This is a genomic window from Photobacterium sp. TY1-4, from assembly GCF_025398175.1.
Taxonomy (GTDB): domain Bacteria; phylum Pseudomonadota; class Gammaproteobacteria; order Enterobacterales; family Vibrionaceae; genus Photobacterium.
Genome location: NZ_CP099735.1, coordinates 104,565 through 127,663, shown reverse-complemented (window position 1 = coordinate 127,663; position 23,099 = coordinate 104,565). Strand labels below are relative to the sequence as shown.

Below are 23,099 nucleotides of genomic sequence, written 5' to 3'. Positions count from 1 at the left end.
ATCAGTGTTTGAGATAAGACGTTTGGCCCACTGCCGTAAATTGATGTGCGAGCGGGCCAACCGACTCCGAATGGCCGAGCAATAACACGCCCCCCGGAGAGAGCAGCTGCCAGAAGCGTTCCAGCAACTGATGCTGAGTCGGCTTATCAAAATAAATCAGGACATTCCGGCAAAAAATCACATCCATCGGCTGCTTAAACGGCCAACGGGCAAACAAATTGAGCTGTCTAAATAAAATCATCTCCCGGCAACATGACTTCGGCTGCATCATGCCCTGAAATTCCCCTTTGCCCCGGACAAACCCGGCTTTCAGATAAGGCGCCGGGATCCCGGCCATTGCCGATCCGCGATAGATCCCCTTGCGGGCAGTCGCCAATACTTGGGTGTCCAAGTCCGTGGCCAGAATTTTCACCCGCGCAGCAATATCTGCCCCCTCGGCGAGCACAGTGGCTGCAATGCTATAGGGCTCTTCACCGGTTGAGCATGCCGTCGACCAAATATGCACCGGGCGCTGCGGGCGCTGCGGGCGCTGCGGGCGCTGTCGCCACTGTGGGATCAGCGTCTGCGCCAGATAGTCAAAATGGTGCAACTCACGAAAAAAATGGGTTTTATTCGTCGTCAGCGCATTGATAAAAAACTCATATTCCTCAGGGTGCATCTTCAGATACTGCAGATACGCCGCCACACTGCTCAACTTGAGTTCACGGATCCGGCGGGACAAACGCCCGTACACCATCGACATTTTTTGTTCGGACAGATGAATCCCGGTGACCGCACGTAATTTGTGCCGAATTTGTTCGAAATCTTGCCCGGTAAAACGGAACTCACGCTCATGCGTCGACACCGGCGTGGGTTCCATCGTCTTGGGTTCCGTCGGCGGGGAGATCAGAACTCTTCCCATTCATCATCGCCCTGTAACGCGGGACTCACCGCATGAAGCGTTCCTGCTTTGGCCGGACGAGCCATCGGCGTCGCCCTCGCGGGTGTGGCGGATGCGCTCAACGAGCTGTGATCCCCGGTCTCGAAGAAGTTCATCAGTTCCAGCAGCTCTCCACCTTCTTCCTTCAAAGACTGGCTCGCCGCGGTGGCTTCTTCGACCAACGCTGCATTTTGCTGCGTCATCTCATCCATTTTGACGATGGCTTTGCTGATCTCATCAATTCCGGAAGCCTGCTCCTGGCTGGCCGCATCAATTTGGGCAATCAAGCCTGAGACTTCTCCCACCGCAGCGACAATTTCTTTTAGTGTTTCCCCGGACTCATCCACCAGCCGCGATCCCTCGGCGACTTTATTGCCACTGTCTTTGATCAGCGCCTTAATCTCTTTCGCCGCTTCGGCACTGCGCTGAGCCAGGTTCCGCACTTCACCGGCAACCACAGCGAATCCACGCCCCTGCTCACCGGCGCGGGCTGCTTCGACCGCAGCGTTGAGTGCCAGCAGATTCGTCTGGAAGGCAATTTCATCAATGACACTGATAATGTCTGAGATCTTCTTACTGGCAGTGCTGATCTCTGACATCGCCGAGACCGCCTCACCCACAACTTCACCCCCTTTGTGCGCTTTATGGGAAGCATCGTTGGCCAGTTTGTTGGCGCTCTTGGCACTATCGGCATTCTGTTTCACCGTTGCCGTCATCTCTTCCATGGCCGCGGCCGTCTGCTCCAGACTGGCCGCTTGCGCTTCCGTTCTCTGGCTGAGATCGTTATTGCCTTCCGCAATTTCGGTGGAGGCGGTGGCAACCCGGGCTGAGGAGGTCGTGATCTTATCGACCATCTTGCGTAAGTTGGTGATCGAGGTATTGACTGAATCGGCCAGCTTGCTGAAATCACCCTGATGTTCGGTGGACATGGTCTGTTGCAAGTTACCATCGGCCACTTGCGACATCACTTCGATACACTGGTTCAGCGGCTCAACTACCGTATCCAGCAAGCCGTTGATCCCATTGCCCAGCTCCTGCATGAAACCGCCGTAAACGGAGGTATCCATCCGGCTGTCCAGTTGTCCCTGCATGGCGTTTTGGATTAATCGGTCCACCTGGCGCTGACCATCCATTTGCTCGGTAATATCTTCCCATTGCAATGCCGGGCCAATGAACACGCCTTTGTCATCATGCATCGCAATACAGGTCAGCATGAACTCCAACTCGCCCACTTTAACCTTGGCGGAGAACGGTAATCGGCTGGGATCTTTGATAATCGCCTGTTGGTGCTTCGGATTTTGATGGAAAATATCCATACTCTGGCCAACCAGATTATCCACCTTAAAGCCGGGAAAGTGTTTCGCCATTGCGGCTTCCCGCTCAGAAAGCAAGGTTTGAAGCGCCGGATTGAGGTATTGAATGACCCCATCGCTATCGGCCATCATCAGATTTGTCGTCATCCCTTCGACAGCTGAGACCAGGCGGCCGACCTGGGTTGCCATGGCCCGCTCCTGAGTGACATCCCGCCATTCCAGGGTATTGCCGATGTAGTTGCCTTGTCGGTCATGGATCGCCGAGACATTGAGCTCGATCTTGACCGAACCAATCGTGATATCGCTATGAAAGGGTAAGTTGGCCGGATCGCCCAGCACTTTGCGCTGATGTGCCGGATGTCGGTGAAAATGGTCAATGCAGCGCCCGACCAGCCAGGACTCGCTCGCCGTAAACTCCGGCCAGACCGTACGGAACTCCGCCTCATGTTCAGCAAACAACGTAATCGTCTGTTGGTTGACATACGTGATTTCAAGATCCCGGTCAATCATTACCATCGCAGTCTGGGCTTGATCCACGGCAGCCTGTAACCTGGCAATCGACTCATCCGCAAGGCACTTCTCGGTAATGTCATCCCACTCCAGGGTATTGCCGAGATAATTGCCCTGGGCGTCTATCATTGCACCGATATTCAACCGCAACGAGACATCCTGTACCTTGATGGTTGTTTCGTAAGGCAGGTTGTTCGGGTCCGACAACATATCACGCTGATGGGCCGGGTTCTTATGGAACACATCGATGCATTGCCCCAGCAGATCAACCTGGTTGGCTTTAAAGTTCGGAAACAAGGTTTGAAAAACAGCTTCGTGCTTTTGCATCAGCGCAAGCGACCGCTTATTGAGATACGTAATTTTAAAATCACGGTCGATCATCATCAGGGCTGTTTGTGCGCCATCCAGGGCTACCGCCATATGATTGTTGACTTGCTGCTCATTCGACAATGATTTTCCCTGTGCTTTTTTCTTCCACCACATCATTGCACTCACCCTCATTCAATTTCAGAAATAGATAGCTCTTCCAGTAACTCGAAATCAAACAATCGTTCTATCGCCAGCAGCACCACATGCCGTTGATTGACGCTGACAAGACCCGAAATAAACCCACGCCGGCCGGGGTCGCCCAGCGCCGGCGCCGGCTTAATTTGTGCCGGCGCAAACTGATAGACCTCAGACACCGCATCCACAACAATGCCCAACGATTGTTCCGCCTGATTTCTCAGGATCACCACAACGGTCGTGCCCGTTACGTCGGTCGGCGGCATCTGAAAGCGTTGGCGCAAATCGACAATTGGAATGTATTCCCCCCGTAACTCAAGCACCCCGAGGACATAATCCAGAGTATGAGGGAGCGCCCGGATCGCAGACCAGCCACGAACTTCCCGAACAGTCAGGATATCGACCCCGTACTCTTCGCCATTGATCAGAAACGTCAAGTATTCCTTCATCCGTTGCACCCTGTCCTGCACCTTACCCCATGAACCGATCGATGCTCAGCAACTGCTCGACACTCAACAGCGTCAACACCCGCTGATCGACGTTGACAATCCCGGTCATGTATGGGGTAACCGGAGTTCCACCGACCGTACTGCCAATTTCCTGCTTGCTGATGTCCACGACATCTGACACCGCATCGACCACAATCCCCATCATTTTTTCTCCGTGATCCGTCTGCGCCCGCAGCACCAACACGACGGTCGTCTTCAGGTAATCCACGATGCCTATGGAGAAGCGGATCCGTAAATCCATAATCGGAACGATCATGCCGCGCAGATTAATCACGCCTTTGATAAAGTCCGGCGCGCGGGGAATGGGCGTCGGCGTTTCCCAGACTCGGATTTCTTCGATTTGCTGAATATCGACGCCGTACAGTTCATTACCCAAAACAAACCCAAGCACTTCTTCTTCAGCACCGGACATTAAGTCCGATGCTTCAGGCATCCCCTTCCCATCCGCAGTAACCGTCTTTGCCGGCTCAACTTTATGTTCATCCGGCGTACCCGGACTGTGTTGCCACATCTCCATCATATCCCTCTACTCTGAATCAGGCGGCGATGGTTCGCCCGGAGGCATGCGCCGTAATCAATCCCTGCACATCCAGGATCAGTGCCACCGAGCCATCCCCCAGAATGGTGGCCCCGGAGATCCCGTCGACTTTGGTGTAATTGTTTTCCAGGCTCTTGATCACCACCTGCTGTTGTCCCAGGAGTTCATCGAGCAGCAATCCGATCCGACTCCCCCCGGCTTCCACCAAACACAACAATCGTCCGTGCAGACCATCGCTTGTACCGAGCCCGAACACTTCATCCAAACGAACGATCGGCACATTTTCCTCTCGGAGCTGATACAGCTCGACACCACCAGCAGCAACTTTCAGCCGCTCCGGTTGCATCTGGACCGATTCGATAATGGTCAGTAACGGGATCACAAACACTTGCGAAGCGACTTTCACCAACTGCCCGTCGAGGATTGCCAGCGTCAACGGCAAACTAATCGTAAAGCAACTGCCGTGATGCAGCGTGGAATCCACTTCAATGTGGCCCCCCAGATCCTCAATGTTGCGCTTTACGACATCCATCCCTACACCACGACCTGAGATATCGGAGACCTGCTCGGCCGTCGAGAAGCCCGGTGCAAAAATCAGGTGATAAATCTGGTTGGGCGTGAAATCATCCCGCTGGCTGCCCGACGGCACCAAGGACTTCTCCATGGCTTTGCGCCACAGCTTGTCACAGTCCAACCCGGCCCCATCGTCGCGCACCAGGATCACAATGGAGCCGCCCTGATGAAACGCCTCCAGGGTGATCGTGCCCGTTTCCGACTTACCTTTGTCCTGCCGCACCTCCGGTACTTCAATGCCGTGGTCGATTGCGTTGCGGACCAGGTGAACCAAGGGGTCGGTGATCCGCTCCAGCACCGTTTTATCCAGCTCAGTATGCTCGCCGGAAATCTTGAGCGTCACCTGTTTCTCCAGCTTGGCAGAGAGATCTCTTACCAGACGCGGGAAGCGGTTAAAGGCAAAACTGATCGGCAGCATTCGGATGTTGAGCACGCTTTCCTGCAGGGATTTGGTATTTTGCAGCAGCAGATCCAGCCCGGCCTGCAACCGATCTAACTTCGAGGTATCAAAATCCTGACCCAGCTCTGTCAGCATCGATTGGGTGATCACTAGCTCGCCGACCAAGTTGATCAGCTCGTCCACTTTCTCGATATCAACCCGAATTGAACTCACACTGTTGCCAATCCGGGGAGTCGCCGCAGCAGCGCGGTTTTGTGACGTTTGAACGGACGGCATCTGGGCCGAAGACATTTCTGGTGGGATCTCGAACGAGCCGTTCGTGCCGAGGGTCTCTTTGACGTCGAGAGCCTTTGTATCAAGCGTTGTCTCATCAACGCCTTGCAGAGGCATGTGCTCAGCAGCTTCCACGGACCGTATGTCGAGATCGCACTCATCGGCGACCCATTCAAAAATCAAGTCGATCTCCTGCCGGGAGACACGGCCACTCAGCCGGATCACCCAACGGAGGTAACAGAGTTCAGGCTCCAGCGCTTCCAGAGCCGGCATTGCTGCAGTGTCCGCCTTGATCCGGCAAGTTGGATCCAGCGCCTGAAGTTCGCGCAGGATCCGCACCGGATCATTGCCGCTAAAGAAGATCTCCCGATGGGGGGTAAAATGAATTTCCCATTCCTCACCCAAATAGACCTCATCAGGGGGTGCAGCCACTTCCTCCGTAAAGTCAGTTGAAGTGACTGAGGGGGATACATGAGCGAGCGTCTGCGGAGGACTGGAAAGTAGCTCGGTCAGGGCAGCCGAAACAGAGACGGTTAAAGCCGGAGCAATCTCGGTGTTGCTCTCATAAGCGTCAAGCATGTCGCGAATGCAATCGCCGCCCTGAAGCAACACATCAATACTGTTCCGATCGAGCTGGCGACGCCCCTCGCGCGCTTCATCCAGTAAGGTTTCCATCGCATGAGTAAACTGACTGATTTCATACAATTCGAACGTGGCACCGCCGCCCTTTATCGAGTGCGCAGCCCTGAAGATAGTATTCACTACCTCCAGATCCATCTCACCATCCGGATCCAGGGCCAGCAGCTCATTTTCCAGGATCTCAAGATTTTCCCGGCACTCCTGATAAAAAACCGTGCGCAGATGTTCCATATCCAACGCCATATCGCCATCCTCAAGGGTCTCTGTTCTTGCTCGTCTAGATCACACGACTCAGGGTTTTCAATAAGGTATCGGGATTAAATGGCTTCACAATCCAGCCGGTTGCCCCAGCTTGTTTTCCTGCGGCCTTTTTTTCCGGGGATGTTTCCGTGGTCAGCATTAAAATCGGCGTGAATTTATATTGCGCAGTGGCTCTGAGTTGACGCACTAACTCGAGACCATCCACATTCGGCATGTTAACGTCGGAAATAATTACATCATAACGTTGCTGCTTGGCTTTATTGAGCGCATCCGCGCCATCATTCGCAGTGTCCACTTCAAACCCCGCATCTTTCAGGGTATGACTGACCATTTGTCGAATGGATAAAGAATCATCGGCGGTTAGTACTTTTGGCATAGTTCACCTCTTCTATGCAAATTTCGCAAGTTCTTAGCTAACGATTATTCATGGGTCGTACTGTTTTTATTGTGACGCTTCTAATTTGCCACCGGGCTTGTTCAAACTTTTTTCATTCCCAACGCTTCATCCAACCCGGCACACACTGCCGCGTCGAGAAGCGCCGAGGAATAGCTGAGCCAACGCACCCTTCGCTCAGCAGGATCAACGGTTGCAAACAATGACAACAAGAGCTGCAGCCCGGCAGTATCCACACGGCACACCTCCCCGCCATCCACCTGCCATTGTGGTTCCTGGCGAATGAAAGCCAGATATTGTTGCTGCAGTTCGATGACTTGCGTGATGTCTAAATTCGTCCCAAGAGAAAAACTCATAAATCCCCAGAAAACACATGCCGCATGTAAATATAGTTTTGAGATACGAACCCAGAAAAAGCAAATTTTTATTTATACAAGTCTCAAAATATACACAGGTGAATTCATCAATTTATTCTAGTGAATGCTTCGGGTTTGATTCGCTCACGGCAAGATGAAACTCATGAACATCAGGGGAGAAATAAATTGGTCAACATAGAATGTTCAGCGGAAGAATATCCAATCGTAGCGTTCACTGAGAATTAAGTGAGATAAACCAGTGAAAACGTGCCCTTCTTCAAAATCAAAGCATTTTATCCTGAGGTGACGCCTATCGAAATACGGCACCCTACTTTCAGGATGAAAAAAACCCGCCGGACCGGCGGGTTTAATCACTTAAAATACACTTAAAATTAGCGCATTAAAATGTATAGGTTGCCCCGGAAGCGGACAGCACTTCATCAGCAAACACCTGGCTGTCGAACGTCAGCGAATCACCCCCCTGTTCCGGATCGTCTTCAGAACCGTTACATACCAACGTGACATCATAGCTACCCAGCGGCAGATAACCGATCTCAAACGCACGCGTCCCGGTATCAACCCCAGCCGTTGCATACGGCTCTGTGGCAGCCCCGAGATCGCCATAGACGCCACCCGTCGGCGCTTGATAAACGTAGACATACGCATCATCAATGTTACCGCCACAGGCTGGGCTTGCTACTGCAATCTGGCCTGAAATGGTGGCGACTGCGTCATTATTCACCAATCTGACACCGCGCGGCTTGAGCTGATAACCATTGGCATTGCTGACCATACTTTTACGCAAATCAAATTCCAGCGTGTAGGCTTGGGTCGCATTCGCTTCCACATTGAAACCATCCAGTTTCAGCTCGCCACTCGGCACCCGAATGCCCTCAACAGCATTGGTATCCGTGACAACATGCGAGTATGGCGTACCATTGGTATAACTGCCTTTCTCAAGGACCGACAGACGCAATTGCGTATACTGACCGGCCGTCACTTGCTCATCGCTCAGTACCTGTAGAGCCTCCGCCCCCTGATAAGCCATCAGGTTGATCACCATAAACGCCGGATGACCGTCCGTATCGACCGGAATGGACAAACCTGGCGGAATACACTCAGGTGAACTCTGATCTGCAGCAAAAGAGGTGGTGCCCCAACTGGATTCGCTGCCATTGGTATGGTGAACTTTGATTTGATCAAACGCTACACACACCTTGGTCAGGTTATCAACCGGCGCATCGGAAAAAGCCAGATTCATTGTCCCCGTTTGACTGCTATCAGAGTCGCTCGAGTTACACCCCACCAGTGCCACACTCATCAGGGAAGCCAGAAGAATTTTGCGCATTGAAAATACTCATTCATTTATCATTTGTTTGAAGCATATCCCCTAATGCGCAGTCTCCCAACCGTATGAATAGCATCCCCAAGAAAACTGACAGAGATTTTACCAAAGTACCTATTTTCAGGATTTTTCTGTCCGGCTCATTTGAGCAAACCTGGCGGTCAGGTTAAAACTCCATCATCGGCAGGGTTGAGGCCACCAGCAACGTTGCCATCATATAGTTGAACCATTTCATCCGCTCGGCATTGTTCAACAGGTTTTGCAATTGTTTTCCGGCCACCGTCCAAATACTGACTGACGGCAGATTAATAACCGCAAACACCGCCGAGACCAACACCACACCTTGCCAATTGGCTGAAATGTTATAAACACTCACTGCGGTCAAGGCCATGGACCAGGCTTTCGGGTTAATCCACTGAAAGTTAGCCGCCGCCAAAAAGCTCAGCGGGCGATAGTCTAAGTCACGCTGCCCTCCCGGATGGCTTCGGGCGATTTTGAAAGCCAGATAAAACAGATAAAGCAGGCAACCCCCTTGCAGAACGTGATGCACAACGGGATAAGCCGCAAAGATCCCCATGAGTCCGACGCCGACCAAAATCACCATCAGGCTAAACCCCAGCACAATGCCCAGCATATGAGGAATGGTGCGGATAAAACCGACATTGGCCCCGGAGGCCATCAACATAATGTTGTTGGGTCCCGGAGAGACCGTCGAGACAAACGCGAAGCTCGTCAAAGCCAGCAGGTGTTGATAATCCATATTGATTCCTTATTGATGACATTTCCTGTATACCCAACACATCTCACCGGCCATCGCCACCTGAGGTTGTTTCGGTATATATTAGCGAGAGGTAGTCACAATTTTGTGTCTATCTGTGTGCTAATCTCTTTAATTTCGCAAGATGTAATCAACATGGACAGATTTGACGAAAGAATATTGCGTGAGCTGAAATCAAACGGCAGATTATCCAATGTCGAGCTTGCCGAGCGTATCGGGCTTTCGCCCTCCGCCACCCTGCGACGTGTGCAGGAGCTGGAGCGCAGCGGGATCATCAAAGGCTATCGGGCCGTACTGGACCCGGGGAAAATGGGCATTGGCTTTATTGCCTACGTCACCATCGGTCTGTCGAGCCATGGCAAACGCTCACAGCTCGATTTCGAACAACGGCTGCAAACGGCGAAGGAAGTTACGGAATGTCATAACATCACGGGAAACAGCGAGTACTTACTGCGCGTTGAAACTGCTGATTTAAGTACCTATAAGCGATTTCATTCGGATGTGCTGGGGGAGATCCCTCAGGTCAATGCCATCTCCACGCTGGTGGTCATGGAAACACCCAAGGATGAACGGTAGCGAGCGCATGGCGCGCTCGCTGGTCCATTGAATTGAACAGAACTGGTGAAGCTTTACCGCAAACCCACTAAATCAAAGATGGCTTGATACGGTGGTGGCTTGATAGGGCGCCTGCAAGCTGAATCCGAATCACCTGTCCAATGGTGAGCGGGTCACTACAGGGCTGCTTCCCGAATCAAGGCTTGCGGAATACCGGTTTGCATCACCAACGCACTGCTCAGACGAGTTTCTGCATCCACATCGTGTTGTACGGCAGTCTGCAATGTCTTGGTCGCAGAAACCGGTTTATGCTCTCCCACCTGGGATTCTGAACGCGACAATGGCTGGTGGACCTCGACATAAACCGACCCGTCCGGCTCTATGGTTTGTTTCAAAGGCTGGTTAATCACTTTGACCCGCGTGCCTTTCGCAACTTGAGGAAATAACCACTCAATATCCCAGGGGTTCATCCGGATGCAACCGGAACTGACCCGCATCCCGATGCCGAAGTCTTTGTTCGTCCCATGGATCAGGTACTGCCCGCTGCCATGTGCCAGCCGCATGGCATACTCACCCAATGGGTTTTCAGGTCCGGCCGGCACCACGCCAGGCAGTTCGATACCATGCTTTTCACGGTACTCGCGTCGGATGTTTGCGGTCGGGGTCCAGGTCGGATCCACGATTTTCTGGCTGACCGAGGTCGTCATCTCCGGGGTTTCCCGTCCAACCCGGCCGATACCGATGGGGAACACATACATCCGATCCGGATCATTTTCAGGAAAATAATATAGCCGCAGTTCCGCAAGATTGATCACAATCCCTTGCCGCTTCACATCCGGCAGAATCAACTGAGTCGGCACCGTCAGTAAGGTACCCGGTGTCGGCAAAAACGGATCCACGCCCTGATTCGCTTCCATCAGCGCCAGAAAGCCGACATCGAATTTGTTGGCAATATCGGCCAGACTCTCGCCTTCATTCACCTGATAATATTCCATCACCCCCACCAGCTTACTGTCATCGGCAGGGCGTTGATATTCTATGGCTTGCGCCGTCACGGAGCAAAAGCAGAGTAGGGAGAAAAATAACGAACGAAACACGAAAACCCTCCATCAAAGATACAGATAAGTATGGCTGAAAGAATCATGATGTTGAGCTTGTACCAACGACTTCTCAACATTAAGACACAGAACACCGGTCTGAGCCGGCTCCTCTCTATATACGTGGTCTTCCCAAGCATATACGCGATCTTACCAAGCGCCGCACCGCGCTTCGTCATCGCCCTGTCAAAACACGCGCCAGAAACGCTCTGAACTGTGTCACACCCGCCAATCGACTGAATATTCACCTCCAGCTCACAGGCGATAACACCCGATCAGGGGCATGCCCTCATCTCTGATGAACATCGTGCCTCCCGGCCGTTTGGGTATAAACTCAATAAGGAGAACACCGGATAAAGAGCTCCCCATGAATCCGCTATCCCCCCTCAATATGGACCGACACCAGCGTGTCATGATTAATACCCAGGCGCAGGAATGGCTGGCCTCCCCGGCACTTGGTGTGTGGCGGATCCCGCTCGAACGGGAAGCCGCAGAATCCGGGCAGGTGACGAGTCTGGTCCGCTATGAGCCGAAAACCCATTTCGCAGCTCACTTTCATCCGAATGGCGAGGAGATTTTTGTCCTTGAAGGTGTCTTTCAGGATGAGTACGGCAGTTATCCGGCCGGCACCTATATTCGAAATCCGCCGGGTTCCTGTCACGCTCCCCGCAGCGACAGCGGCTGCCTGCTGTACGTAAAACTCAACATGTTTCCGAGTGCTGATCATGAAACCTTCCGGCTCGACACCCACAATGCCAGCTGGCAACCCGCGATTGACGCTCAGGTGTACACGATGCCGCTACACGGTTTCGACAATGAGCAAACCTATCTGGTTCGCTGGGAGCGCAACGCGAATTTGAACAGCCACCGCCATGACGGTGGGGAAGAAGTGTTTATCCTGTCCGGCGGTTACCATGACGAACAAGGGGAATACGGTCCGGGCACCTGGATCCGAAATCCGGCGGGCAGCCGGCACCAACCGGGAACGACGAACGGATGCCTGATGCTGATGAAAACCGGTCATTTACCGGTTTAAGCCGGGAACGTAATCCCTAAAGCCTGAAAACGGGACATTGCCTGCTGATAGGATGCCGAGTCTGGTCGATAATAGTCCGCCGGCATCCGGTTCTCGAATCCGGCCGCTTTTAACTGTTGCCACTCCTGGCGCGTCAGGATCACATAATCCAGATGTTCATCCAGGCATTGTTCAAGCCGAGACAGGGTCAGTTCATTATCCCGCACCAGGGTTTTCAGTTTGCCGGTCAATACAGACCGCGGTAGCCGAAACAGCCGCACCAATTGCTTGTGATCGACGACCTGGCTTGCCGCCATGGATCGCTCAGCATGGGTGAAAATTTGCGTCCAGTCCGCTTTGCCCTGACGGGTGACACATTGATGCCGATAGCAGTAATACCCTTCCAGATACAGCTCAAGATACTGAAACCGTTCTGCGCACGTTTCCAGGTAAATATGCTGCAATTCCAGATTGGCGTGATAAGCGTTGAGGTCTTTCATGAGAGGCATTCAATCAGGTTACCGGCGGTGCGCGCCGGCAACTCTGTTTCAAAAAGTCGCGTGTTTAGAGAAATGACGCGTTTCGTTTAGGCAATTGCAATTCAGCGCGTCGCGAAGCCATGATTACAGCGGGAAACGGATCCCGATCGCGCCTTCAAACTCGGCATCGGTCTCCTCATGGAAATATTGTGCCATCACCCCTTCGGCATATAGATCGAAGCTGTCGAAAGGAATATCCATCCCCAACCCGACACGGACACCCAGTTGATATTGTTCATCATCGACCCATTGCACCCCGGTGATCAGGTGAAACGGGGAATAGAGTGCCCCGCTGCTAAGATCGGCGACATTCCACAGCGCATCGGCAGTGACGCTGAATGTATCCAATCCCAGCGAAAACTGCGCATCCTGTCGGTATTTTACCGTCAGCCCGGAAGAAGGGTCCCCCACATAAACGCCAGCCGATAAGGGTGATTTGGCTGCGAAAACCTGCTGCGGTACTGTCAAACTAATGGCCAATAATAATGCGCGTCTATACATCCTTTTTCCCTGAAGCTGTGATTCTCAGTATCGCGGCGAAACATAACCTCTTTCGGCAAAAATGCAAAGGGCAATATCATGAAATTTATATGTGTGTGACCGGGTCTACTCCTACATCAACTATTTATATGACATGCACAGGTCAAAGGACGATTATGTATCTCAAGAAATCCCCCAGCGGAGCCCTGAAAGAAAGTGATGTCACCCCTGAGTCCATTTACCGCCAGCGGCGAGACATTCTGAAAAAGCTGGGCATTACCCTGGTTGGGATCCCGCTGGCCAGCCGCGCCGATGCCGGTTTATTTGACAGCCTACTGGGCTCTGAATCCAAGCCTGCCCCTGACAAACGCCGGGCACTGGCGACCCGGAGCTCCACTTACTCAAATCGTTCGCTTTCGCTGACGCCCGAAGAGAAGATCCTCAAATACAATAATTTTTATGAATTCGGGACCGACAAATCCGATCCGGCCGCCCGATCCGGTAACTTCCAGACCAACCCGTGGACGATTGAAGTAAGCGGGTTGGTGCACAAGCCCCTCACCCTGGGATACGAAGATATTTTCAGTCGGTTTCCGCTGGAAGAGCGGATCTACCGCTTGCGCTGTGTCGAAGCCTGGTCGATGAATGTCCCCTGGATCGGATTTCCTCTCGCCAGCCTGCTGCGTTTAGCCAACCCAATGGGCAAAGCAAAGTATGTGGCATTTCAAACCTTATATGACCCGAAACAAATGCCGGGGCAAGCATCAAGACGTCTGGGTGGCGGTATCGACTATCCCTATGTGGAAGGGCTGCGCCTGGACGAAGCCCTACATCCGCTGACGCTCATCGCCGTCGGCTTGTACGGAAAAACACTCGCGCCGCAAAACGGTGCCCCTCTCCGTCTGGTCGTTCCCTGGAAATACGGCTTCAAGAGCATCAAATCGATTGTTCGCATTCAACTCACCGACCGCCAGCCCCCCACCACCTGGAATTTGCTGGCACCCCATGAATACGGCTTTTATGCCAATGTGAACCCGCAGGTCGACCACCCGCGCTGGAGCCAGGCCAGTGAGCGATTCATCGGGGAAGGCAGCCTGTTCAGCAGCCGTCGCCAACCGACCCTGATGTTTAACGGTTATGCAGATCAGGTCGCGCGTTTGTATCAGGGTATGGATTTAAGGAAGCAGTTTTAATGAAACTCACGGCATCACATCTCACCGGATTAAAAGTGATGATTCACCTGACTTCACTGGCATTTGTCGCCATCCTGATCACCCGGACCCTGACTGAAGGTTTCGGGGCCGATCCGGTGGAAGGCCTGAGCCATTTTACCGGGAAAGCGGCCCTCAATACCCTGATCCTGACCTTGCTGGTTTCCCCGATTGCGCGGAAGTTCCGGCAAGGCGCCCTGATCAAAGTGCGTCGCGTGCTGGGGTTGTACAGTTTTTTCTGGGCCGTCTTGCATCTGATCGTGTATCTGGCGCTGGATCTGGGTTTTGATAGTTCGCTGCTGATCAGCGAAATTATCACCCGGCCTTACCTCACCCTCGGTGCAGTCTGCTGGCTGATCTTGCTGGCGCTTGCCATCACCTCAACGCAGGGAATGCAGCGCCGGCTGGGGCCGCGCTGGCAGAAGCTACACAATTGGGTCTACCTCGCCATCCTACTGGCACCGATCCATTATTACTGGTCCGTCAAATCGGGGATCATTGAGCCCGCATTCTATATCGTCACAGCCCTGATTTTACTCAGCTTTCGTCATAAAACCCTGCGCCGCTGGCTTCCGGGACTTCCGATACGGCCTACGTCAACAGAGCGAAGTTAAACCCAGCGGGCAACCTGGAGACGCAAATTGAGTGCCAGGTTGCATTTTCGCTCACGAATCCCCAGAAAAATCATCTGGCCTGCGCAAATTTTCTGATACGATGAAGCCTTCGCGAGTTTCCGGGCTGCCTGCCTCACTTATCATCTAACATTCTTATTGACAGGCTGCCGGGTTTGATGAGGTTTAGCTTTCTTGATCAATGATCTTCTCTCCGCCAGTATTCAGCAGTTTAAAGCTGACTGCTTGCAGCTCTGTGAGCAGCATTATCCGACGGTGCATAACCGGGGAATGCGTGGAGACCATCTCGGTAAAGCATTGTGCCGCCGCATTATATCCACCTTGAATCAGGCTGACATTCCGGCGCAGGTTCAGGTCGTCGCACATCAAAACACAGCAGATCAACCGGTTTTTCGCCTCGATACCCCCCACTTTACCCTCTGGGTGATTGCGCACCGGCTGGTCAGCGCCAACCTGGCGCGACGAGAATCGCTCATTGCCGCCGTCGAAACGGTGAAGGCTGCATACCAGAAGCAACCACACGCCCACCCGCACTACCTGATTCTGGTCGCCGATCACTGGTTTGATCGCAGCAAGGCCAGCAAAGAAATACCCGCCTGGTGGTTGGGACAACTCCCGGAGAATACAGGCGATTATCTGGCAGACGGCATTCGTCTGCTTGGCTGCGAACAAAGCCTGGCTCAACGCCTGACACTCCCCGACGGGGAGCGTCAGATCCACCACCCGCTCAAACGCCACAGCAGCAGCAAAACGGTTCATCGCTACCTGTTACTGACCGCCTTGTATCCCCTCTCATGACAACGACCCCGTCATACCTTGCCCTGCGCGATGACAGCATTCTCAAGTTGTTTATTCGCTACACCGTACCGACTATTGCCGCGATGCTGGTCACCGGGATTTATGTCACAGTGGACGGCATGTTTGTCGGCCACTTCATCGGCGAGCAGGGGCTGGCGGGGATCATGCTGGGCTATCCGATTGGCTCCATTTTGTATGCCGTAGGAGCCATGATCGGGATGGGCGCCTCCGCGCTGGTTTCTATCCGCCTTGGCGAAGGCAAAACACGCAGTGCCGAACAAATTGCCGGTCAGACCTTATTACTGTGCGGCATTGCCGCGATCATGATTTGCACCCTGGGGATCGCCAGTGGCGATCACTTGCTGCGCTGGCTCGGTGCAGAAGGTGAAATTCTCGAGATGGCCTCCGAATACCTGTTCTGGTATTTCGCACTGGGGCTGTTTCCGATCTTAGCGATGGCATTTTCAGCCCTGCTGCGTAACGACGGGCAACCAAACCGGGTCACACTGATCATGATTTTCGGCGGGATCCTGAATGTTGTCCTCGACTGGGTCTTTATCGTTGTGCTTCCCTGGGGGCTGACCGGTGCCGCCATCGCGACCATGTTGTCGCAGGCGGTAACCGCTTTACTCTGCCTGCAACATTTTTTCAGTCCCAAAGCCACGCTTCGGATCCGCAAAGCCACGCTGCGATTAACCTGGCACAGCATCTGGGAAATCAGCCGACTGGGCTTTTCCAGCCTGCTGATGTATCTCTACCTGTCCGTGGTGCTGACCCTGCACAACAAGGCGTTTCTTTGGGTCGGGGATGCGATGGATGTCGCCGCCTATGGGGTGGTCAGCTACACCGAGGCATTTTTCTATCTGGTCTTTGAAGGGATCGCCCTAGGTATCCAGCCGATCACCAGCTTTAACACCGGCGCCGGGCAGACGGCCCGGGTGATTCAAACCCGGAATCTGGCGTTTGCCGTCACTTTGCTGGTTGCGCTCTGTGGCGTGGCTGTGATTTACAGTGTCCCGCACTATTTTGTCTACCTGTTTGCCGGTCCCCAGACCAGTATCTTGCCGGATGCCGTACAGGGGATGCAGCTCTATTTCTGGGGGCTGCCGATGGAAGGGCTGTTACTGGTGGGTGCCACCTACTTCCAGTCGATTAACCGTCCGAAGGAAGCATCGCTGCTGACCGGCGGGAAGTTGGTGTTGATCAGCCTGCTGATCTTCAGTTTTGCCGCCCTCGCCGGCACCGAAGGCGTCTGGGTTGCCCTCCCCGTCTGCAGCAGCCTGCTCACCGTCTGGCTTCTGCTGAGCCTGAGAAAGATTGCCCGGCCGGCTTACGTTCCCGCATAACGCGAACAGGCAGCCGAGGCTGCCTGTGTTGTTTTCGATGCTCTGTTTTCTTCAGGTTTTATTCATGAAAATTCGAGCTTATATCCAGCGCCATACACCGAATGGATCAGTTCGTAATCCGGCTGAACTTCGGTAAATTTCTTGCGCAATTTTTTAATGTGACTGTCTATGGTCCGTTCGCTGACAATCCGGTTGTCCCGGTAAATGGCTTCCATCAGTTGGCTACGGGAATAAACCCGGCCCGGTGACGAAGCCAGAATATCCAGCATGGCAAATTCTACCGCCGTGAGATCCAGGTCCAATCCGTTCAGGGTGGCTTTGAACTTCGCTTTGTCCAGTTGCAACGCCGGCGTTTGTGTTTCCTGCTCTCGCTCCGGCGTTAAATGCTGCGGCACCAGTGCATAGCGTCTGAGCACAGCCTTCACCCGTGCCACGACCTCACGCAAGCTGCACGGCTTACAGATATAATCATCTGCCCCGATTTCCAGGCCGATCAAGCGATCAATTTCATCGACTTTGGCCGTTACCATCAAAATCGGCACCTGCGTAAACGTGCGCAGTTCGCGGCAAATTGAAATCCCATCTTTCCCCGGCAACATGCAATCAAGCAAGATCAGATCAGGCTGATTAGCCCTGACCCATTCCACGACCTGAGTGCCTTCATGCAACGCACTGGTCTGATAGCCCGCCGCCTTGAGGTAATCTTCGGTCAGCGCAGCCAGCTGCACTTCATCTTCCACAACTAAAATATGTTCCATTACGACTCCAAGGTGATGCCGATTTGAATACTCACGCCGCCAAGCTCTGAATGTTGCGCGGATAATCGCATGTCGTGAGCTTCAGCAATACTCCGGCAAATAGACAGACCCAACCCTGCCCCACCAGATTTACTCCGCTGGCGAGCAGGATCGGCACGGAACAGCCGTTCAAACATCTGTGCCAGATCGCTGTCCGACAAACCCGGTGCTGAGTCATTAAATGCGAGATGTAATCGGTTATGCAGGTGCTGACACACCACCTCAAGTTTCCCGCCGGCATCGGTATATTTCAGTGAGTTTTTCAACACATTCGAAAACAGTTGCTGAATCCGGATCTGATCCAACTCCATGGTCAGCCCCGCCATGATGTCGCGCTCACCGATGTAGCGAATTGACAGCGCCAGCCCTTTTTCATCGAACGCATCCCGGTACAAATCGACACACTGCTCCATCAGAGCGATGGGCGATGCCGGATACTTATCGTAGCTGAGCGCACCGATATCACTGAGCGACAGCTCATACAGATCATTCACCAGGTGCGACAGGTGAGTCACATTATGGTGGATCGACTTCATGGTTGACTCGCCGTTTTGACGGACACCATCCTGCACGGCTTCAACTTCTGCCTGCATGATGGCCAGCGGGTTTCTTAACTCATGGGAAATATCCGCAATCCACTGTTGCCTGGCCCGCTCATTTTGCTCCAATACCGCGGCCAAATGGTTAATATCGCTGGCCAGTTGACCCAACTCATCTTCGCGCTGAATCTTCACCCGGGTACCGTAAGTTCCCAGCGCTAATTGCCGGACCCCATTGTTAAACACTTCAATTGTTTTGATTAACGAGTGGGCCCAAGGGAGTGCAACTGCCAACGTCAGGCCGCAAGACACCGCCCAAATCCAAATCAGGCTGGCATTGAATTCATCGACAAATTGCGCTTCTGTCGCCTCAGCCAGGGTCTCGGGCTGGATATAACCCAGGTAACCCAGAATCTCTCCGTTATGATGTAAAGGGTGCAGGATCTGATCTTCATGCTGCAGCGGGCCAATGATTCTTTTCTTCTCCGCATCCAGCAAAAATACCCGCAGCTCAAAATCACTGGGAACGACATCCCCCAACCGTGGTCGTGGAAGTCCCGCCGGTCCGTCCGCGGCCATTTCAGCCCCCGTCATTCCGGGCGGTGGCGGTCGGCGATCATAGCGGATCACACTACCCGGCTGGTCCTGTAAGAACTCAGCATCAAACTCTTTGGAATACTCCGACAACTGGGTCGGCTGCCATTGCGGCTCTTCATCTTCCAACTTGGTGCCATTCACCATGGTCGGCCACCAGTGATGCGGGCTCACTCTGCGTTCCAGGTAACCGGGCAAGTCCTGCTCCAGTAACTCGATCAGTTTTTCTACTCGTTGTTGCTCCGTGCTGTTGACATAGCGCATCAGCCCGTTATCCATGGAGATCTTGGTTAGCGCCACCATGGTGACGGAGCCAATCAGGGTCGTCACCACGATCATGATGATGGCTTTTAACCGGATGTAGCTTCGGACGCTCCCGGTCAACATCCGTATCATTTTTCCCATATTCTGTTCGCCTACTGCTCTAAAGACCTGTATCCAAGCGTTTCCAGGCTGCATTTGTTGCAAGGATGTATAAGATACTTTTTTGCTTTGTCGGCGTCATTATTAACTTGATGAATAAATGAATAAATGAATAAGTGATGATTCCGTCACCGGGCCGTACGGAGTCACGCCGATCAGTAATAAATAAAATACATCTGGCGCTTACGCCGCAATGATCCCCACACATCCCGGATCACCGCATACAGCAAGGTCATAAAGCCCGCCAGAAACAGCAGCGAAATCACCATTTCGCCCAAAAACAAAGAAGACAACAAACAAATTAGTGACAACGACAAAGCGATATATTTCAGCATCATTCATTCCTGTGATTAGCCGCGCATTCAGCTCAGGGCACGAGCATGTCGGTTGAGTGATGGCTCTTCGGATCAGTCGGCAACGCGTTCGGGTGACACTCGGGTTGCGCGACCGCAATGTGCGGGCTGGTTGTTGCATCCACAATAAACGCAATGATGACCAGGAAGTAGCCCAGAACGGAAAAGCTGATTAGCCAGAGCTCTGAAGCGATCACAGACAAGTAGATACTAAAAAGTGACACAACTAACGCAATATACTTGCTCATGTTCATCCTTACGTTAAAGAAACATCAATCCATGGCCACCGCATGATGAGCCATTTGAGAACGACGATGATCGTAAGGAGATATTGAGGAGGAATTAGGGATGAAATGTGCAAAGAAGAAGGAAATCGGGTGCCGGCCGGATTGAGCCGACACCCCGGATTCAGCCCGTTAGATCACGCCCAGCTCTTTCAGGCGCTCCATCAGGTAGCTGTTTGCGGTGTGGCGCTCAGACAACACCACGTCAGGTTTCGGGTGCAAGAACAGCGGCAGGGAAATACGCGCTTTGGTCTTGTCGGTCCCTTCCGGGTTGATCACCCGATGAGTCGTGGACGGGAAGTAACCCCCTGAAGCTTCCTGCAACATATCCCCGATGTTGATGATCAGGTTACCGAAGTCACAAGGTACATCCAGCCAGTCGCCTTCTTTGGTTTGCACTTGCAAGCCAGGCTCATTGGCTGCCGGCAGCACGGTCAGCAGGTTGATATCTTCGTGAGCACCGGCACGGATCGCCCCCAGCTCTTCATCCCCGTTCAACGGCGGGTAATGCAGAACACGCAGCAGCGTTTTATCACTGCCGTCGATCATGCTGGACAGGGATTGGGAGTACAGCGCGGAAACATGGTCAGGTGAGTGTTTTTCAACCCAGGACAGCAGCTCAGCAGCCAGCTTGTTGGCTTCATCGTAATAGTTCTGCAGCTCTTCGCGCAGCGCTTCCGGGCACTGGCCCCACGGGTAGAAATGGAAATATTCTTTGATGTCTTTCTTGGTATGGCCTTTTGCAATTTCAGACACTTCAGCCGGGAAGAAGCCGTCTTGCGTTTCGACATTGAAGTAGTAGTCCTGCTTCTCTTCGCTGTTGAAAAAAGTATTCCAGTGCTCATAGATTGAGCTCACCAGCTTCTGCTGGATCGGGTGGTTCTTCAGAACCCCGAATCCTGTGTTGCGTAGGGATTCAACAAATAGCGCTTCGGCATTATCGGCAGTGTAATCGACGGCTTCCAGTTTCATAACTTTTTCTTCTTTGGCTGACAGATTCGTACGAAGTATAGCGATTCAGAGACAAATTCGACCCAGGCCCGGTACGTCGCCGGACCCTGTTCATCCATATCGCATACCCTTAGTCTCAGGCGAATTTTATTGACTCTATCTGCGTGTCACAAGAAAGAAACACAATTGAAACCGAAACACTGCGTTTACCAATGGAAACAATAAAACGATTGCCTAACCGTTTGCGCCGAATACAACAGCGGGGCCCCGGTTGCCCGACACCCCGCAAAGGATCGCAGCAGCGCTCGAACCAAGACGCTGAATCAGACTAGGTCCGGAACTGACCCACCATTGCTTCAAGCTGAGTGCATTGCTGGGTTAACGTAGAAAATGCCCGCTCTGTTGCCCTGACCCTGTCGACCATTTCGGTACTCATCTTGGCAATTTCCTGTACATTATGGTTAATGTTATCACTGACCTGACTTTGCTCAGTCGCGGCCGTCGCGATTTGCAGGTTCATCTCATTGATCACATTCACCGATTCACTGATCGCGTCAATCGACCGGTTGGCCGTATTGGCCTTCTCAACCGTGGATGTCCCGCTCGTTCGGCTCGACTCCATGGCCTGCACGGCGGCGCGAGCGCCTTGCTGCAGCCGTTCGATCATCACCTGGATCTCCCCGGTGCTGTCTTGCGTCTTACTGGCCAGCGTCCGCACTTCATCCGCCACCACCGCAAATCCGCGTCCCTGCTCGCCAGCCCGGGCCGCCTCGATCGCCGCATTGAGTGCCAACAGATTGGTTTGCTCCGCAATCCCCCGGATCACATCCAAGATTGAAGCGATATTGCCGACATCCCGCTCCAGATGGCCAATCACTTCGCACGAAGTTTCGATTTCACCGGCCAGCTGATGAATCGAATTGACGGTTTCTGTCAGGACAGAGCGTGTCGTCGCCGATTCCTGACTCGCTTGCTGGGTCGCCCGGGCAGCCTCGTTGGCATGCTGGCTGACATTATCGCTGGTCAGGCTCATTTCCTGGACGGCTGTGGCCGCCAGGGCACTCTCTTCCTGCTGACGGGATGTCGTGGTGACGACCCTCTGCGTTTCCTCCTCAATTTTCACCGTTTCATAACGAACAGCCTCCAGAGTCAAGGCTACCTCGATCATGGTACAGTGGATCCGGGAAACAAATTCATTGAAGGCATTGGCCAGTTCGCCGATTTCGTCTTTTCCGTCCGCTTCAATCCGCTGGGTTAAATCCCCATGGCCGACTGCGATGTCCTTCATGGCCAGGGTCAGCCGCTTCATCGGAGCACTGACCCATCCGGACATCACCCAGGCCACCAGCAACGACAACACAACCACAAAGACAATACCGGCCTCCATCAGGAAGGTTACGGTCGCCATTTCAGCATCCAACAACTGCAACAATTGCCCCTGAGCTTGCTTAATATCGGCTTCCATCGCCTGAATATCCTCGCTCAACCGATTCAATGCCGCGTTCATCTCCATCTGATGCTGCATGTAGTAGGCTTCGGCACTTGCCGGACGCTGGGCAATGGCCTGGTAATGTTTCACCCAGGCTGCAAAAGAGCCCTCCAGCGCCTGAAGTCGTTCCTCATACTGCTCGGGAACAAACCCGACTTCGACAAGCCGCCTTGTCGAAAGTAATGCGGGCAGTGCCGACGCTGCACTTTGCTCCAGCTTGAGCTGATTACTTTTCACCAGCAACGGATCACGCTGAGCAAGCACAATGGCCTGTCCGGCAGCAACAACCTGATAAATATCACGGTATCCGGCTTCAATTTGTTCCAGGACCGGCTGCATTTCATCGGTCAGCAACGCACCGGTTTGTCCCTGCTGTTTGGAAGCCATTGCGACCCAGGCAAACAAGGCCGTAAACAAGCTGACGACCACCAGGATCGGTACCACAAACTTCCATCGAAAAGAGAGGCCTCTAAACCATGCCATTGTTATTTCCTCGAGCGTATGAAGGTTGCACACTGAATCACCACATTAGCGATTCGGTATCATCGCTGCCAGAAATAAACCTATACAACATGACACATATACGATTATCTTCTTGTTTTTAATGAAACAAAGCCCTGCCTTTGCAGCAAACTGAGCGAATGGTTACCTTGCAAATACAATTGAATCTCAATTCAAAAAGTA

General features: G+C 53.0%; 24 protein-coding genes. 6 read left to right on the top strand and 18 right to left on the bottom strand.

The features are described 5' to 3' along the window. Position 1: 1 nt before the first annotated feature. From NH461_RS17135 to NH461_RS17095, 9 genes are all read right to left on the bottom strand, one after another. A complete protein-coding gene (locus tag NH461_RS17135; protein WP_261603829.1) occupies positions 2-901 on the bottom strand; it encodes a CheR family methyltransferase in 900 nt (299 codons plus the stop codon). Beyond that, positions 886-3,228 (bottom strand): aerotaxis transducer Aer2, encoded by a 2,343-nt coding sequence (gene aer2 / locus NH461_RS17130; protein WP_261603828.1) that lies wholly within the window; start codon positions 3,226-3,228, stop codon positions 886-888. Before aer2 ends, NH461_RS17135 begins: the two co-directional genes overlap by 16 nt. A gap of 11 nt (positions 3,229-3,239) precedes the next feature. Then, complete coding sequence (locus NH461_RS17125) at positions 3,240-3,695, bottom strand: chemotaxis protein CheW (RefSeq protein ID WP_261603827.1); 456 nt, start codon at positions 3,693-3,695, stop codon at positions 3,240-3,242. A 22-nt stretch (positions 3,696-3,717) separates the two neighbouring features. Continuing rightward, the gene (locus NH461_RS17120) at positions 3,718-4,266 is read right to left on the bottom strand and encodes a chemotaxis protein CheW (RefSeq protein WP_315903258.1); all 549 of its coding nucleotides are present in this window, start codon (positions 4,264-4,266) and stop codon (positions 3,718-3,720) included. Positions 4,267-4,291: 25 nt separating this feature from the next. After that, complete coding sequence (locus NH461_RS17115) at positions 4,292-6,421, bottom strand: chemotaxis protein CheA (protein ID WP_261603826.1); 2,130 nt, start codon at positions 6,419-6,421, stop codon at positions 4,292-4,294. 34 nt (positions 6,422-6,455) lie between these two features. After that, entirely contained in the window at positions 6,456-6,815 is a 360-nt protein-coding gene (locus NH461_RS17110; protein WP_261603825.1) for a response regulator, read from the bottom strand. 101 nt (positions 6,816-6,916) lie between these two features. Beyond that, entirely contained in the window at positions 6,917-7,189 is a 273-nt protein-coding gene (locus NH461_RS17105; protein ID WP_261603824.1) for a lipid asymmetry maintenance protein MlaB, read from the bottom strand. 400 nt (positions 7,190-7,589) lie between these two features. Then, complete coding sequence (locus tag NH461_RS17100) at positions 7,590-8,537, bottom strand: DUF4382 domain-containing protein (protein ID WP_261603823.1); 948 nt, start codon at positions 8,535-8,537, stop codon at positions 7,590-7,592. A gap of 163 nt (positions 8,538-8,700) precedes the next feature. Further along, entirely contained in the window at positions 8,701-9,294 is a 594-nt protein-coding gene (locus NH461_RS17095; RefSeq protein WP_261603822.1) for a LysE family translocator, read from the bottom strand. 153 nt (positions 9,295-9,447) lie between these two features. Here NH461_RS17095 and NH461_RS17090 point away from each other — a divergent pair, with 153 nt between their 5' ends. Beyond that, positions 9,448-9,888 (top strand): Lrp/AsnC family transcriptional regulator, encoded by a 441-nt coding sequence (locus NH461_RS17090; protein WP_261603821.1) that lies wholly within the window; start codon positions 9,448-9,450, stop codon positions 9,886-9,888. A gap of 155 nt (positions 9,889-10,043) precedes the next feature. On the opposite strand, the gene NH461_RS17085 is transcribed toward NH461_RS17090, so the two are convergent. Continuing rightward, positions 10,044-10,964 carry a L,D-transpeptidase family protein gene (locus NH461_RS17085; RefSeq protein ID WP_261603820.1) on the bottom strand — a complete coding sequence of 307 codons (921 nt, stop codon included), beginning with the start codon at positions 10,962-10,964 and terminating at the stop codon, positions 10,044-10,046. A 367-nt stretch (positions 10,965-11,331) separates the two neighbouring features. On the opposite strand from NH461_RS17085, the gene NH461_RS17080 reads away from it, so the two are divergent. Further along, positions 11,332-12,000 (top strand): cupin domain-containing protein, encoded by a 669-nt coding sequence (locus NH461_RS17080; RefSeq protein ID WP_261603819.1) that lies wholly within the window; start codon positions 11,332-11,334, stop codon positions 11,998-12,000. On the opposite strand, the gene NH461_RS17075 is transcribed toward NH461_RS17080, so the two are convergent. Then, entirely contained in the window at positions 11,997-12,479 is a 483-nt protein-coding gene (locus tag NH461_RS17075; RefSeq protein WP_261603818.1) for a hypothetical protein, read from the bottom strand. The genes NH461_RS17080 and NH461_RS17075 overlap by 4 nt on opposite strands. A 123-nt stretch (positions 12,480-12,602) precedes the next feature. After that, complete coding sequence (locus NH461_RS17070) at positions 12,603-13,019, bottom strand: hypothetical protein (protein WP_261603817.1); 417 nt, start codon at positions 13,017-13,019, stop codon at positions 12,603-12,605. 155 nt (positions 13,020-13,174) lie between these two features. Between NH461_RS17070 and msrP the strand changes: the two genes are divergently transcribed. The 4 genes from msrP to NH461_RS17050 all read left to right on the top strand — a co-directional run bounded on the left by msrP (position 13,175) and on the right by NH461_RS17050 (position 16,985). Beyond that, a complete protein-coding gene (msrP, locus tag NH461_RS17065; RefSeq protein WP_261603816.1) occupies positions 13,175-14,191 on the top strand; it encodes a protein-methionine-sulfoxide reductase catalytic subunit MsrP in 1,017 nt (338 codons plus the stop codon). Next, positions 14,191-14,823 carry a protein-methionine-sulfoxide reductase heme-binding subunit MsrQ gene (gene msrQ / locus NH461_RS17060; protein ID WP_261603815.1) on the top strand — a complete coding sequence of 211 codons (633 nt, stop codon included), beginning with the start codon at positions 14,191-14,193 and terminating at the stop codon, positions 14,821-14,823. The genes msrP and msrQ overlap by 1 nt, the downstream gene beginning before the upstream one ends. Before the next feature lie 192 nt (positions 14,824-15,015). Further along, positions 15,016-15,639: a hypothetical protein gene (locus NH461_RS17055; protein WP_261603814.1), complete on the top strand. Its 624-nt coding sequence runs from the start codon at positions 15,016-15,018 to the stop codon at positions 15,637-15,639. Next, positions 15,636-16,985, top strand: coding sequence for an MATE family efflux transporter (locus NH461_RS17050; protein ID WP_261603813.1), 1,350 nt, complete (start codon positions 15,636-15,638; stop codon positions 16,983-16,985). Before NH461_RS17055 ends, NH461_RS17050 begins: the two co-directional genes overlap by 4 nt. 62 nt (positions 16,986-17,047) lie before the next feature. Here the strand turns inward: NH461_RS17050 and NH461_RS17045 are convergent, their stop codons facing one another. From NH461_RS17045 to NH461_RS17020, 6 genes are all read right to left on the bottom strand, one after another. Then, on the bottom strand, positions 17,048-17,743 hold the full coding sequence (locus tag NH461_RS17045) for a response regulator (protein ID WP_261603812.1): 696 nt from the start codon (positions 17,741-17,743) through the stop codon (positions 17,048-17,050). Then, positions 17,743-19,320 (bottom strand): ATP-binding protein, encoded by a 1,578-nt coding sequence (locus NH461_RS17040; RefSeq protein WP_261603811.1) that lies wholly within the window; start codon positions 19,318-19,320, stop codon positions 17,743-17,745. The genes NH461_RS17045 and NH461_RS17040 overlap by 1 nt, the downstream gene beginning before the upstream one ends. 173 nt (positions 19,321-19,493) lie before the next feature. Continuing rightward, the gene (locus NH461_RS17035; protein WP_261603810.1) at positions 19,494-19,676 is read right to left on the bottom strand and encodes a hypothetical protein; all 183 of its coding nucleotides are present in this window, start codon (positions 19,674-19,676) and stop codon (positions 19,494-19,496) included. Between the two features lie 29 nt (positions 19,677-19,705). Beyond that, entirely contained in the window at positions 19,706-19,939 is a 234-nt protein-coding gene (locus NH461_RS17030; protein ID WP_261603809.1) for a hypothetical protein, read from the bottom strand. Positions 19,940-20,107: 168 nt separating this feature from the next. Then, the gene (locus tag NH461_RS17025; protein WP_261603808.1) at positions 20,108-20,947 is read right to left on the bottom strand and encodes an isopenicillin N synthase family dioxygenase; all 840 of its coding nucleotides are present in this window, start codon (positions 20,945-20,947) and stop codon (positions 20,108-20,110) included. A 307-nt stretch (positions 20,948-21,254) separates the two neighbouring features. Continuing rightward, positions 21,255-22,898 carry a methyl-accepting chemotaxis protein gene (locus tag NH461_RS17020; RefSeq protein ID WP_261603807.1) on the bottom strand — a complete coding sequence of 548 codons (1,644 nt, stop codon included), beginning with the start codon at positions 22,896-22,898 and terminating at the stop codon, positions 21,255-21,257. Positions 22,899-23,099 lie beyond the last annotated feature (201 nt).

What these genes read in the sequence shown, in the direction of transcription:
- NH461_RS17045 (WP_261603812.1), bottom strand. Translation starts at nt 17,743, where the DNA reads ATGGAACATATTTTAGTTGTGGAAGATGAAGTGCAGCTGGCTGCGCTG.
- NH461_RS17135 (WP_261603829.1), bottom strand. Translation starts at nt 901, where the DNA reads ATGGGAAGAGTTCTGATCTCCCCGCCGACGGAACCCAAGACGATGGAA.
- msrP (WP_261603816.1), top strand. Translation starts at nt 13,175, where the DNA reads ATGTATCTCAAGAAATCCCCCAGCGGAGCCCTGAAAGAAAGTGATGTC.
- NH461_RS17125 (WP_261603827.1), bottom strand. Translation starts at nt 3,695, where the DNA reads ATGAAGGAATACTTGACGTTTCTGATCAATGGCGAAGAGTACGGGGTC.
- NH461_RS17110 (WP_261603825.1), bottom strand. Translation starts at nt 6,815, where the DNA reads ATGCCAAAAGTACTAACCGCCGATGATTCTTTATCCATTCGACAAATG.
- msrQ (WP_261603815.1), top strand. Translation starts at nt 14,191, where the DNA reads ATGAAACTCACGGCATCACATCTCACCGGATTAAAAGTGATGATTCAC.
- NH461_RS17040 (WP_261603811.1), bottom strand. Translation starts at nt 19,320, where the DNA reads ATGGGAAAAATGATACGGATGTTGACCGGGAGCGTCCGAAGCTACATC.
- NH461_RS17070 (WP_261603817.1), bottom strand. Translation starts at nt 13,019, where the DNA reads ATGTATAGACGCGCATTATTATTGGCCATTAGTTTGACAGTACCGCAG.
- NH461_RS17030 (WP_261603809.1), bottom strand. Translation starts at nt 19,939, where the DNA reads ATGAGCAAGTATATTGCGTTAGTTGTGTCACTTTTTAGTATCTACTTG.
- NH461_RS17100 (WP_261603823.1), bottom strand. Translation starts at nt 8,537, where the DNA reads ATGCGCAAAATTCTTCTGGCTTCCCTGATGAGTGTGGCACTGGTGGGG.
- NH461_RS17115 (WP_261603826.1), bottom strand. Translation starts at nt 6,421, where the DNA reads ATGGCGTTGGATATGGAACATCTGCGCACGGTTTTTTATCAGGAGTGC.
- NH461_RS17080 (WP_261603819.1), top strand. Translation starts at nt 11,332, where the DNA reads ATGAATCCGCTATCCCCCCTCAATATGGACCGACACCAGCGTGTCATG.
- NH461_RS17035 (WP_261603810.1), bottom strand. Translation starts at nt 19,676, where the DNA reads ATGATGCTGAAATATATCGCTTTGTCGTTGTCACTAATTTGTTTGTTG.
- NH461_RS17095 (WP_261603822.1), bottom strand. Translation starts at nt 9,294, where the DNA reads ATGGATTATCAACACCTGCTGGCTTTGACGAGCTTCGCGTTTGTCTCG.
- aer2 (WP_261603828.1), bottom strand. Translation starts at nt 3,228, where the DNA reads ATGATGTGGTGGAAGAAAAAAGCACAGGGAAAATCATTGTCGAATGAG.
- NH461_RS17120 (WP_315903258.1), bottom strand. Translation starts at nt 4,266, where the DNA reads ATGTGGCAACACAGTCCGGGTACGCCGGATGAACATAAAGTTGAGCCG.
- NH461_RS17075 (WP_261603818.1), bottom strand. Translation starts at nt 12,479, where the DNA reads ATGAAAGACCTCAACGCTTATCACGCCAATCTGGAATTGCAGCATATT.
- NH461_RS17050 (WP_261603813.1), top strand. Translation starts at nt 15,636, where the DNA reads ATGACAACGACCCCGTCATACCTTGCCCTGCGCGATGACAGCATTCTC.
- NH461_RS17090 (WP_261603821.1), top strand. Translation starts at nt 9,448, where the DNA reads ATGGACAGATTTGACGAAAGAATATTGCGTGAGCTGAAATCAAACGGC.
- NH461_RS17105 (WP_261603824.1), bottom strand. Translation starts at nt 7,189, where the DNA reads ATGAGTTTTTCTCTTGGGACGAATTTAGACATCACGCAAGTCATCGAA.
- NH461_RS17020 (WP_261603807.1), bottom strand. Translation starts at nt 22,898, where the DNA reads ATGGCATGGTTTAGAGGCCTCTCTTTTCGATGGAAGTTTGTGGTACCG.
- NH461_RS17025 (WP_261603808.1), bottom strand. Translation starts at nt 20,947, where the DNA reads ATGAAACTGGAAGCCGTCGATTACACTGCCGATAATGCCGAAGCGCTA.